This window comes from Lysinibacillus sp. CNPSo 3705, assembly GCF_028674935.1.
Taxonomy (GTDB): Bacteria; Bacillota; Bacilli; order Bacillales_A; family Planococcaceae; genus Lysinibacillus.
On sequence record NZ_JAQZSD010000093.1, the window covers coordinates 1 to 12,506 of the forward strand.

General features: G+C 35.9%; 9 protein-coding genes and 1 pseudogene. 3 read left to right on the top strand and 7 right to left on the bottom strand.

Annotated elements, in window-relative coordinates; translation table 11 throughout:
- Positions 1-564 (bottom strand): hypothetical protein (locus tag PVA17_RS22885; RefSeq protein ID WP_274069087.1); only part of this gene is annotated, 564 nt, incomplete at its 3' end.
- A gap of 266 nt (positions 565-830) precedes the next feature.
- Here PVA17_RS22885 and PVA17_RS22890 point away from each other — a divergent pair.
- On the top strand, positions 831-1,418 hold the full coding sequence (locus PVA17_RS22890; RefSeq protein ID WP_274069088.1) for an ArsR/SmtB family transcription factor: 588 nt from the start codon (positions 831-833) through the stop codon (positions 1,416-1,418).
- 18 nt (positions 1,419-1,436) lie between these two features.
- Positions 1,437-2,720, top strand: a complete 1,284-nt coding sequence (locus PVA17_RS22895) for an MFS transporter (protein WP_274069089.1) — start codon at positions 1,437-1,439, stop codon at positions 2,718-2,720.
- Between the two features lie 193 nt (positions 2,721-2,913).
- On the opposite strand, the gene PVA17_RS22900 is transcribed toward PVA17_RS22895, so the two are convergent.
- The gene (locus tag PVA17_RS22900; protein ID WP_274069090.1) at positions 2,914-4,380 is read right to left on the bottom strand and encodes a DUF7309 domain-containing protein; all 1,467 of its coding nucleotides are present in this window, start codon (positions 4,378-4,380) and stop codon (positions 2,914-2,916) included.
- 296 nt (positions 4,381-4,676) lie between these two features.
- Between PVA17_RS22900 and PVA17_RS22905 the strand changes: the two genes are divergently transcribed.
- Positions 4,677-4,799, top strand: coding sequence for an IS3 family transposase (locus PVA17_RS22905; RefSeq protein WP_132362102.1), 123 nt, complete (start codon positions 4,677-4,679; stop codon positions 4,797-4,799).
- Between the two features lie 32 nt (positions 4,800-4,831).
- Here the strand turns inward: PVA17_RS22905 and PVA17_RS22910 are convergent, their stop codons facing one another.
- The 5 genes and pseudogenes from PVA17_RS22910 to PVA17_RS22930 all read right to left on the bottom strand — a co-directional run.
- Positions 4,832-8,029 (bottom strand): AAA family ATPase, encoded by a 3,198-nt coding sequence (locus PVA17_RS22910; protein ID WP_274069091.1) that lies wholly within the window; start codon positions 8,027-8,029, stop codon positions 4,832-4,834.
- The gene (locus PVA17_RS22915; protein ID WP_274069092.1) at positions 8,026-8,697 is read right to left on the bottom strand and encodes a hypothetical protein; all 672 of its coding nucleotides are present in this window, start codon (positions 8,695-8,697) and stop codon (positions 8,026-8,028) included. Before PVA17_RS22915 ends, PVA17_RS22910 begins: the two co-directional genes overlap by 4 nt.
- Positions 8,648-10,051 carry a hypothetical protein gene (locus tag PVA17_RS22920; RefSeq protein WP_274069094.1) on the bottom strand — a complete coding sequence of 468 codons (1,404 nt, stop codon included), beginning with the start codon at positions 10,049-10,051 and terminating at the stop codon, positions 8,648-8,650. The genes PVA17_RS22915 and PVA17_RS22920 overlap by 50 nt, the downstream gene beginning before the upstream one ends.
- Positions 10,042-11,223 carry a DUF2399 domain-containing protein gene (locus tag PVA17_RS22925; RefSeq protein WP_274069093.1) on the bottom strand — a complete coding sequence of 394 codons (1,182 nt, stop codon included), beginning with the start codon at positions 11,221-11,223 and terminating at the stop codon, positions 10,042-10,044. Before PVA17_RS22925 ends, PVA17_RS22920 begins: the two co-directional genes overlap by 10 nt.
- A gap of 592 nt (positions 11,224-11,815) precedes the next feature.
- A pseudogene (locus tag PVA17_RS22930) lies at positions 11,816-12,506 on the bottom strand (DEAD/DEAH box helicase); the annotation flags it as partial.

The following is a 12,506-nucleotide window of genomic DNA, read 5'->3' on the forward strand; positions in this document are numbered from 1 at the left end:
AAAAATATCATTACGTTCTTCTTCTGTTAAAAAATCTACTTTATCTATAGGAATAGTTTTATTTAATTCAAAATTTTTTATCAACTCAGTCAAATGACTTGATATTTGTTTTACATAACCTTCTCTAATAAAATTACTATATAAATACGGCCCTTCATAAGTTAAATAAAAGAATTTTTTCGCTTGTATCAAGTGTTCCTTTTGGAAGAACCCTACAAAATAACTTTCTTCCTTTTCCATTTCTTTTAGAAAGTTCTCTTTAGATATGTCCGTTTTATTATTCATTGAATCACTAGTTATTTTATTAAAAATATCCTTAATCGTCATACACTTTTCGATAGTTATTTTTATTAATGAAAATTCAGTAACGTTGTTTTCATTTTCACATACAATAACTATATCCTTTTGTTTTGTATATCTGTAAATCAAAGCAATCCAAGCAGTTAGAATAACAGTAGCATCTACCTCCTCCTTACTTATCAAAATTCTCTCTTTAGAACTAAAATCAGCAATGAAATTGGCAGACAATTCTGGAAATTGAACTTCATTTAACGTTTTAGTCAATATTTTCTCTCCCTTTCAAAATAGAATAAATGGTAATAATAAACACAAAAACATCAAAAATTAACAATTTATAGGAGATTACAATCAATACAACTCCACTATGATACATATTTTTACATTTGTCAATCCATATGTTACCAATGATTACATATTTACCTATCAAGATTTACAATATTGCGAAATATGAAATGTGTTGAGATTTACATAATTTCTTTTTTTTGGTAGTATAGTTAAATAAAATTAACCGGTTAAAGAGGGGATTTTAAATGAAAACTATTAAAACAATCCAAACATATGAACAATTGAAAGCAATAAGTGACCCCTTACGCACAAAAATACTTATGTACTTAGTAGAGCAACCTTACACATGTCACCAACTGGCTGAAGAATTAAACTTAACGCGCGCAAAAATCCTATATCATTTACGCGAACTTGAAAAACATGATTTTATTCAATTAGTAAAAAAAGTCGAACAAGGAGGGAACATTCTAAAATATTACGGGGCAGTTGCAAGAGGCTTCATTCCGGCAGATCATCTATTAAATTTCGTAGAATCTCAAGAAGCCACTCGACAGTCTTATTTAGAAGTATTAAATCGAGCAAAAACTCGAGTATTAACAGCTCCTAATTCATCATTTGAAATCAATTCTTCAGAAGTTGAAAACTGGGATAGTTTATCATTACAAAGTGAAGTATCCGTAACTAAGGAAAAATTTTTGGAGTTTACAAGGAAGTATAGAGAATTGGTAGAGGAGCTTGTAACGGATAACGAAAAAAATGAAAAAAATAATAATTATTATGTCATGATTACGGCCTTTAAAATTGACGAATTTGTTTTTTCTGAAAAATCATAGACTTACAGAGGTGTTAGTATGGAAAGTAAAGGTATATCATTAATCCCTAAAAAAATGGTAAAACATAAAGATCCTATAAATCCTAATGAACGTTTACTTCTTAATAGATCTTTCCTTTTTCTTTGGCTTTCAAGTACTTTTTCTTTTCTTGCGCTATCAACTTATCTTTTTGCTGAACAATGGTACATCGTAAGGGTATTAAAACAAGAGGCTGTATTAGGGATTGTATTGATGGTTACAATGATTCCTAGAATATTTTTAATGACAATTGGTGGAGTATGGGCAGACAGAATAAAACGTTCAAGGATAATGACATTTTCAAGTTTAATAAGATGTATTTTAGTTCTTATCATGTTGTTATTTTTACAATTAAGCTGGTTACAAATATGGCCTTTAATTTGTTTTGCAGTACTTTTTGGGTGCGTTGATGCTTTCTTTTCTCCAGCTAATTCCTCTCTATTACCTATAGTAGTTTCAAAAAATTTACTCACAAGAGCTAATTCGTTCATTCAGAGTTCTAATCAAATTGCAATGTTTTCTGGCCCTATGATTGGTGGGCTAATCATAACAATTTCTGCTTCCTTCAAAGTTCTTTTTTTTATAGTAGCAGTTTTCCTATTTATCACATTTATATTTTCATCGTTTATTAGAGAAAAAGAACCAGAAGCTACTATAAATAATAAACACCGTACCTCTACTAAATTAGAGTTAAAAGAAGGCTTTAAATATGTTTGGAACATGCCTTTTTTAAAAAATTTGATCATTATTTTAATAATTATTAATTTTTTCTTTTTTGGCCCTTTGATGATTGGCATACCTCTACTAGTTAATAATGTTCTATTTGGCGAAGCTATCGACCTTAGCATGCTTCAGGGATCATATGAAATTGGCATGTTGGTAGGTGCTATATTCATTGGCATGTTAAACGTTACTAAAAGAAAAGGGTTGGTCATACTTATTCTGATTAGCCTTCTAGGCATAGCCTTAGCTACATTAGGTCAGATCAACTCTGTATGGCAAGGCGTAATTTTATTATTAATAATGGGAATATTCTCCTCGGTGATTAATGTTTTATTAATATCATCCATTCAAGAGAAAAGCCATGAAGATAAAATAGGGCGTGTGATGAGTATTGTCAATGCTTCATCTAATGGATTAGTCCCACTGTCCTATGCATTTGTTTCATTATCACTATTCATAAACTTTTCAATTTCGCATATGATGCTGTTTTGCGGAATTCTAATTTGGATCATTTCAATACTGTATATATTCAAATCAAAAACAATCAAGGTTTATAACTAATGTTTGGTTTAATTCTTAGTAAATTCGAGTTAATCTGAATCCCTACCATTGCTTTATTTATTGCTCTCGTTACAGGTTTCGGGACAATATTATGTATGATTTAAGAATATCTAAAATAGCAGACAAATACTTTTATAAGCATTTGTCTGCTAAAAAAGTGGATTTTCTATATAATGTTCAGAAAATAATTGCGCTATTCTTCAATTAAATCCATTGACATGTCTTTCATAAATTCTCTAACTTCTCGAATGCCAGGAAGTTCACTCTCTACAAGCTCTACCCCGACAATTTTTGCAAGTGGCTGAAGCATCGGTCTTAACTCTTTAGAGACAAATATTTTACTTGGTCTCACCTCTAAGCCCTGTAAAAATGCCCATAACACACCTTGTGCAATTGGTGGCGTTTTAGGCATCGGGAACAATTCATGTTCAATAATCAAATTGCTTCCTCGTTCAACAAGCATACCAGCAAGCGGATAAACAGTGCGGCTCGTTTCTTCCGATTCTACGCCAAAAGGCATGTAAAATATATCATATTCTACTTGTAACGCGCTTTTAGGCTTTTTCTTATATTTGGCTTTTTCAAACATCGAAATTTCCTCGTAGCACTCAAACATTGGCTTGGGCATATTTATTTGCAAAATATAGATCTCTTGTAACTCACCATCCATTTGCACCTTAAACATTGGATATTGATGTGCAGCTAGCTGCGGATATTCCCAGCCATCCTTCCGAGCTTCTGTAATATTAATCATCCTACTTATAACATCAATTAATAGCACTACCTCTAAATAATCTGGTCTTTCAGGATGCGTTCCCTCCAGATAGCTACGGAACTGAATCCAGTTCTTCTTCCCTCTAAACGACAGCCCATTATCTTTAATTAATAGATAATCTGCTTGGTCTAACTCTTCCCTATCAACAAAATTCACAGTTAAAGCATTTAAACCATACGAGAAATCGCTCGATAAATTTTTCTCATAAAGAATGTTAGCTAAGCTAGGATAGCCAAGCTCCGTGTCAAAAATCATTAACCCAAACTCTTCACCACCCGCTCCCATAACAGAAACAAGTACTTTGTAATCTACATCTGCAAAATGAATGCCAACAACTTCATCATCTCTAAAATATTGCCATGGCTTTAGTTTTTTCAGGTAATTGGTAAGCTCCAATAAAGTAAGATAATCTGGCTCTAGGTTTTCTAGTAAACTATTTGCCTCTTCATCCTCCCTTATCCGTTCATTAATTTCCTCCAAATCAATCTTGTCCATGTTACCCGTATGAATATTACCTGCTCCCGCAATACATAAAAGAGTTTCAGAGTTCGTCGGTAAATCCTTATTGTTCTCTAATCGAATAATAAACGATTCACTATTATCAATTATATGGGCAATGGCTTCATCACCGGATTTTCGAAGCCATTCGTCAACCAACTCTTCATCTGTATCGAAATCCGTAGCATTTTTAGGTAAAAAACAAATCTTTTCTTTACATACCCGTCCATCTTTTTTAACCATTTCAAAATTAAAATAGTCCGCCCCATCCAAATCAAAGCTTAGTAATATCATTTCATCTAGCAAGGAAAAACTACTGTTCTTCGGTAATAATAACTTTCGATAAATCTCTGGGTTTTTCTGACTTTCAATATGTAACTGTATCATTGTTGTTTATCCTCCTTCTTCTATTTGTTCAAGTGATGCTAATGAAGTTACGGCTTACTCTACATTCACACTAGAGCAATAATCACTTGCTCCCTTTTCCCTTAACTATTTCTACATTATATCTATTCTCAAAGTGAACCACTTTCTATTCACTTTACTAACAACCTGTTCGTTGTGCAATAATTCTAGATTTATTCCTCAAGATAGCAGCGGTAGAAGTTTACCACTTTACTGGCTTTCTGGGGTACATTGTAGAGAAGTATTATTTATGTTTCATATGAGGCGTTAAAACAAGCATTGATCACTATATCGATTTTTATAATCACAATCGTTATCAAAAACGATTAAACGGCTCGAGTCCTTTTGAATTCAGGGCTCGAGCCGCTAAATACATTTTTTTATTTCCACAGTCTACTTGACAAGGCAGTTCAATGGTTAGGATAGCTTTTAATCACCTCTTATTCTGTATCCCTCGAATCGTACTTTTTGGAATTGTTGCGTCATGCTCAACAATGAATACTTTCGAAAAGCAGTTGTAATACGTTTCATCATGTCCCTTTGGCGACACAATAATCAGTTTACGTTGCAGTTCTTCGGCATAAAGATTAAATACCTTATTTTTTCGCTCATCATCTAATGCGCTATCAAACTCATCGAGCACGATATAGCCTGGTGAAGTAGCTAAGTTTTGCAATAGTGCGAGCGCGAAAAGAAGTGAACTAAGTGATTCCTCCCCACCCGATACACCTAGCCCTACCTTTCCACTACGAGCCTTCATACTCACATCTTCAAGTGCACCTTGATGCCCAATTTTTCGCGCCTTAATATACAGTCGGAAATTGACACGACCTGATTTTTCTTCAATACGTTCCTTTTCCACTTGCCCTTCAAACTGGAACAAATCCATATATTTTTGGAAAAGCGTATTGATTTTGATTAAGTGCATCGAAATCGTGGTTTCTAAGCGGTCCTCCAACTCATTTGCACGAACCGTATTGCTTTCAAGGAGTTGCTCTGATTTCGCTAAATCAGCATTTTTCTTATCAAAATCAGCCTTTTGTTGATCGTAATTTTGCTGGGCATTTTCGTTAATTTTTTCTAAGCGGGCATTGCGTAGTTCAGCTTTTGCTTGTTCGCTTTCAGCCTGTAGCATCGTCAGTGACAAGTTTGTTGCGAGTTGTTCGTCTAGTTGCTGTGCTTCTTGCGGTAGCACCTGTTCAAGTTCAATCATATCAAGCTCACAGCGACTTTTCATCGTTTCATCTAATTCTAGCTTGTCCTTTGCCTTTTTAATCGTTAACTCATAACCTGTTATTTGACTTTCGACTATTTTCAAATCGCTTTCGAATTGTTGTTGCTGTTCCCCTAGCCGTAATTGCTTCCGCTTTTGTTGAGTAATTTCATGTTCTTTTATTTCTTGCTCCGTTGTAAGCGCTCGAATTTTTTGTTGCAAGTATTTTCTTGCCTGCTCAATCTGTTGTAGTTGCATTTGCTGCTCTGCAAATGCGCCGAGCTCCTCATGAATTTTCCATTGTTGCTCATAGAAATCCTGATTATACTTTCCTTCACTATGCTCGCTATTTAGCTTGTCTTGTTGAATTTCAATTGCCGTTTGCTCATCATAAAGTGCTGACAATTTTTGTTCGACTAGTTCAAGCTGCTGAATATAAGATGCATAATCCGTTTGCTTTAATAGTGTACTTTCGGCTAATTGCATCGTATGAAGATGGCCTTGTAACTGTTTCAACTGTCGATTGTTTTCTGCGTATTGTTGTTCTAATTGTTGTTGCTCGTTCTTTGTTTTTGAATATGTCTGTTGTACTTCCTGCAATAGCCTTTCAATCGCCACATCACTTAAAATATATTGCGCCGCTTCCTGTGCACCACGAATACCGCGCGTATCATATAACAAGCCTTGCTCGATTTTCGGACTCTCTAAGAAAAATTGCTTCACCCACCAAAGCGCTTTATTGGCATAATTCCTCTGCTGTTCAGTTAAATCACTACGAATTTGTAAGCCATACTCTGGTAGCTTCGAGATACTTTCTGTCGGCACAAGTTGCTGAAGTGATACGTAATATAAATCATTGACTGGCTTATAGTTTTTCCCAACATAAAAAATGGTATATTTAATCCCCTCAAGTTGCTTTTCTAACTGCAATGGAGCAGATGGCATGAGCTCTATTAACTCACGTAACGGGTACGCTTCTAGTTGTTGCTGCTTTAAATGCAATAATCCTTGCTGCTGGCGTTTTGATACTACCTTTTTTTGCTCATACTGTTTAACGTTTTGTTCCATCATTTTTAGTTCTATCTTAAGACGCTGTATCTGTTCAAATTCCCGTTCATTTTGTAGTGCTAAGGTATTAATTTTTTGCTCGATCTGCACACTGCTTACATAGATTGCCTTGTGCTTTTCTGCCTTTGTGATTTCATCTTTTAGGTGCGATGTAGTCATTTTTAAAAAGCTTTTTTCTTGATTGAGCTCGCGTTCTTGCTTGCGCAGTTGCATTTGTTGATTACTGAGCTCACTTAATTGATTTGTAATCATCGCTAATTGATTTTTTGTTTCTTCTAGCTTACGTTGTACCGTTTCGGCATCAAAGCGTAAATGCTTTCTCTTTTTATCGATAGCTTCAAGCTGCTGTTCTAACTGCTCCTGCGATTTTTGTTGTTGTGTATCTTCATTTTGCTGTTGTTTTAGCTGACCTGCTATTTGGGTTAATTGCTGTGATAATGCCCCAATATCCCCTGACAATTGTGTTCTTTGTTGCTCTAGTTCACTAATGTTATGCTTTAATTGTTGCCTCGAAACGACTAGTTTTTCCTTTTCCACTTGATCATTAGCTTTTTGCTCGAACGTCTTTTCAATCGAAGTACTATAATACGCAATCATTTGATGGAGCAACGTATAATATTTCTGACCAGATGTGAAAATACGTTTTTTGTTATCCAAATATTTATTGAGCTCGGTTTGAGCTGCATTCACGCTTAGCTCTGCACCTTTTTGAATACCCTTTAAATATTCAATTTCCATACGAACTTCTTTAATTTTTTCTAATGAAGCTTCCCATTCCTTTTGCATATCAGAAATCTCGAACATGTCACTAAATTTGCGAAAACGCTCTTCCGGGTACATCGCCGCAAATTGATTGACTTCTTGCTGATACCAAATTAAATAAAAAACATCTGGTTCGATTTTATAGCGCACGCGCAAATCTTCGCGATACGCCTTGAATGTACGTCCCGCTGTCCCACCAGATGTATAGCGGGCATGAGATGTTAAGTTCGCTTCGTCTGGCCCATTTAACACCTCGTACTCGCGCTGAATCGGGCTATTTTTCGTATCTTGATTGACCGTTAGCTGAAAGGCAATAAATTTTGGACCATCAATTTTCGTCCGGCCATCATTTAAAAATACGAGTGTAATACGTGCATACCAAGGGTCATTTACTTTTAAATTTGTTGATCGAAGTCCCTCTATTTCTACCTTTGATGAATGTAGCACGGCACCAAGGCAAAATGTTAATGTCGATTTTCCTACACCATTTGGACCAGTAATTAAAATATGCTCGTCTGGTTCCCCTAAATAAATGCTGCGAGGTGAGTAGTCGCGAACGCCTTGAATTTTTAGTTGATACGGAATCATTCGTTTTCCTCCTCAATATGTAAGTTATAACGATTGAAAAACTTCATTACTTCTTCTTTACTAAGCTGTGTTTCCTGGGCAAATTCCGTTGTTCGACGTAAAAATGACTCCGAAAACATATGTACTCCTATGGCTGTTAACATAAATGCCTCTTCAGAAACGGATTCGAAGTCTGTAACCGCGCCAATTTTTTTCAGTTGGTCGATATTATTTTTCAATTTGCGGTTGGCGTTCAATGATTCATGTCCAAAATCAACCAGGATTTGATGCAAGAGCGTAAATTCATGCCCAAGTACTTCTTGGTGATAAAACAAATACAGCATAATTGCGAGCGCTTCACTGCTTAATGTTGATTTCGCATGTTTTGCGGTTACATGCATCATGACAATGACGCGGTCTCGACGTGCATCGTAAATGACACGGAAATAGCGACTTAACGCAGCATTTAAACGATTGATAAATGAATGAAAAGCTTCATCGTCTCCATTATTAATGCCTAGCATCTTTACTAAATCCTTCTTTGCTAAGCCGTAATTTGCCCCTTTAATCGATGCAGATGAAGAAAATAATAACTGCATAAATGCTAATTCCTCTTCGGTCGTCAGATAGCCCTTTAAGCTATTCATCATCATAAGAGTATTGTCGAACGGTAAATCGTTTGTCATCATCGTCTATCCACTCCCATTGTTTTTCATAGTCCTTTGCTTGCTCTATAGGCTGTTGTTCTACTTTATTGTTACTCGTTAGTGCCGATACAGCTAATAATGAAAGAATAGCATCATGCCATTTGTTTGAACTCGATTCCACAATGAGCTCTTCCATTTCCGTTTCACCATGCTCGGTTAAATAATTTTCAATTCGTTCGGTATCAATCAGTGATTGTGTCATCTTCCATGAAGCATCCTGCAATGCTTCTTTTATAGGACGAACATCCATTTCGATCTCTTCATATTCATCCTCAAGTTGATGAGACATCGGCTTTTCTAGCTTCGGTTCATACGTTTGTAAATAATATACAGCATCTGAAATATCTTGCGGGCCAATCGGTGCAGCAAATTTTACAGGGACCCACAGCCCATCCATCGCTTCTTGTTCATATTGATTTTGTTCCATAAAACTTAAAATATCATGAGCTGTTGGGATATTCGAATTAGCTTGAGGTGAATGCATAGCCAAAATAAACTGGCGCACCTTTTCTGGTGAAATGGTGTCAGCAGTAGGTGTGAGCTGCATATTGACAAAGCGAATATATTTTGTCAGTAAGCTCAAGCTAAGAGAGGTCCCTTTTGAAATGGCAGCCGTTCCGCGGCGCATTAAATCGCTCATTTTTGTACTTTCTTCGACGGTACCAAACTGTTGTAAGCGTTCATTTAATTTTGTTTCAAGCTCAAGCATTAGTTGATTAATCTTTTCCAGCTGCGGTAAGGCATTGCGATCAGCAAGAAGTTCAAGTTGGCGTTCCTCTAATTGCTTAATCGCCTCTTCAACGTTGTAAATCATCGATGCGATTTTATTGCCTCCGGAAATCCCTTGATCGTCGTAGGCGGCGCTTATTTCAGCATCTCGTCTTGCTTGAAATAGCGAGCGTCCAATATCATCTTGCAAATAATAGGCAAGCGCATCGTTACCCATGCGAATCAATCCATCCATTAAATTTTTCCCACGGTCACGCATTTTAATTTGACGACTCTGTTTTATGATCCAATTATTGCGCTCTAAAATCGTGAGCATTCTTGTAATTTGCGCTAATGTTGGCGGTTCATTGTCTTGTGAATACGTAGACTGATATCGATAGTACAGTATTTCCTCGTTATCGATGGGATCTTTAATGCCGAGAGATGCTTCGTTAATTAACTGAATGACATTTAAAAAACGAATAATTTCGATTGGGGAATCGTACATTTTTTCGGTACTTAATTCTTTTAACACACCTGCTAACGATGCTAAATCCCGCATTGATTTCATAAATTCTGCGGTTTGATAATTGCTTGTAAAAATCGAAATCGGTGCTTTTACATCCATTTTATCCACTGTTCAACCCCTCCTAACTGCTGCTCCTGTTCATGCGCCTCTTGCACCTGGGCTGTAAAACTTTCAATTGAATGATACAATTCATAATCACGACCAACAATTTTTACAGTTCCCTTAACTAATTCGGCGGCATACTTAGCAATCGTGATGCCCGCACTATCGGTATCTGTCCAAATAATCGTTTGTTTAATACCTGATTGCAGTAATTGCTCAATAAATTGTTTATGTGCAGAACGAATTTGCCCGTCTAAACAAACGATGCAAGAATTCGTTTGCCGTAAAAATTTCGTCTCTACAGCTATACGCGTTAAAATAGCGCGGTTTTCAACAAGCCATAATGTTGTATTTGTCGTTGTAAAAGGTGATGTTAAGACCGCATTATCCGTCGTCGCATGCACCGCGCCAATCGCATACGTTACAACGTTATTTTGCACATCACCAGTAAAATAAATTGGCACAATTTTTCCGATGCTCACTAGCCCGTAAAGCATCGGATCAATACCACTTTGCTCTAGCTGCGCTAAAAAAACTTCTCGCTCTTGGTCAAATACCTTTGAACCCCCAATCGTATCGTGTAAGGCCGCACCGATTTCCTTAAAATCAAATAACTCTTTTTGCAAGGATAACGCATAAAACGCTAAACAAAACTCAATGTATTTCATGCGCTTTTTCACTGGCCACTGTTCAGGTAGCATATTCCATTCGATCGCCTGTTGGAATAACTCCGGTAACACTAGTTTCTCGGCTTTTTGTTTTAACGCCTGTATCTGTTGCTGCTGTTTTATGAACTGTTGTTGCTCAGATTTTTGTTGAGCTTCTATGTAAGCCGGGCCAATGCGATAATAATCATCCTTAACGCTAATTCCGTCTGTGTGATAGCGAATTTCGCGCACAATCCAGCCCTGTTGTAGCCACTGCTGAATCGTGTCATTCGTTTCATATAAAGTTCGTTTTGCATTTGGTGTGAATTTATAGGATGCTAATTTTTTAGGAAGCGGTGAAGTGAATTCTGTATTCATCGTAAACTTTAAATAAGCGACTTTACGAAATGTACGCGCCGTCTTTTTGACAATAGTCGCAACAAATAATTGCTCTTGTTGTTCCACCCTTTCAATTGTTTCATCTTTTTTCAAAAAATACGCTTGGATAAATGCCTCATGCATCTTGAAACCCTCCTCTACTTTGTGCCCAGGTTGATAGTAGCGTACCATATGTTTCGTTTGTTGTGGGGAAAGATAACGGGTCACACAACCGTACCTGCGATAACTATCGAGTAAATTGATTGGCGGTACATGCGTAACAAGTATACCAACTGATGGATCTTTTCGTACGAGCCATTTTTTACTGGTACATCTTTTTGGGGGACATTACTTAAATATAGGCAGAAGCATTGGAGGACTGATTAAAGGTCTTGAGGATTTTTCCACAGTTAAATTATATTATAATGGTAAGGATCAATACTTTCTTTATATCTTACTCTCGGACCGATAGAGGGGGACTTGTGCGAGCTAGTCTATGTCATGAAATTTTAACAGCCCTATAATTTCGAGATTGAATGATACTAAATTCATTTAGGCAACAAAAAAAGTGCCAAACCGTTGATATCTCAAGAAACTTGGCACTTTTTGAAACTATTTTTTTCTAATGTATGGAGATGGCGGGAGTCGAACCAACCGTCTCAAAGTACTGATATATCAACAGCTGCGGGGGCAATTGATTTTTTTGACTACGTTTTTGACTAAGTCTATCGAAATATTATAGCTGCTTAATTTTTTCTATTTCATATTCTAACATCGAAGGAACGTATTCACGACTAATAGTCTTTACAAAACGAATTAAATCTTGATCACCTAAATCCTCAGGTATATAGTGTTTTATTTTATGAATAGTGGATACTGGTATACCCATATCAATAAGTAGTGCAAATTGCTCTTCTACTCCCTCATTTTCTAAAATCGCAGCAAAATGCAAATAATCCCCATTAAAGTTTAATCCATTTTTTTTACACACTATTTTTTGTAATGAATCTATCACGTTTAACCATTTTGGGACTTTATAAGAAATCCAATGCCTTTTAATTCTAAAAATATTCTCAATAGCTTGATCAATAACTCTTTGTTCCTCCCAACTTTGGTTTTTCCCTTTTAAATAAGTAACTTCCGCTTTTATTAACAGATTAATATCTTTATTTAAATTTTGATAAATCGATACAGGTAATTTTTTAATGGTCATTGGAGCTTTTGTTTCTGTAGGCTTTAATAGATTATTCCAAGCCAGCTCTAAAATATAGCCTAATTGATCCTTTCTAGGATAGTTATCCCAAATAAATAAGTAAGGATTAATCTTTATTTGTTTTTCTAATTCTCTTATTATCGTTTTTTGCCCTTCGACAGAAACCGCATTCTTTTTTATGATCCTTAAATAATCCTCATCAAAATTATTTAAC

What these genes read in the sequence shown, in the direction of transcription:
- PVA17_RS22890 (WP_274069088.1), top strand. Translation starts at nt 831, where the DNA reads ATGAAAACTATTAAAACAATCCAAACATATGAACAATTGAAAGCAATA.
- PVA17_RS22895 (WP_274069089.1), top strand. Translation starts at nt 1,437, where the DNA reads ATGGAAAGTAAAGGTATATCATTAATCCCTAAAAAAATGGTAAAACAT.
- PVA17_RS22900 (WP_274069090.1), bottom strand. Translation starts at nt 4,380, where the DNA reads ATGATACAGTTACATATTGAAAGTCAGAAAAACCCAGAGATTTATCGA.
- PVA17_RS22910 (WP_274069091.1), bottom strand. Translation starts at nt 8,029, where the DNA reads ATGATTCCGTATCAACTAAAAATTCAAGGCGTTCGCGACTACTCACCT.
- PVA17_RS22915 (WP_274069092.1), bottom strand. Translation starts at nt 8,697, where the DNA reads ATGATGACAAACGATTTACCGTTCGACAATACTCTTATGATGATGAAT.
- PVA17_RS22920 (WP_274069094.1), bottom strand. Translation starts at nt 10,051, where the DNA reads ATGGATGTAAAAGCACCGATTTCGATTTTTACAAGCAATTATCAAACC.
- PVA17_RS22925 (WP_274069093.1), bottom strand. Translation starts at nt 11,223, where the DNA reads ATGCATGAGGCATTTATCCAAGCGTATTTTTTGAAAAAAGATGAAACA.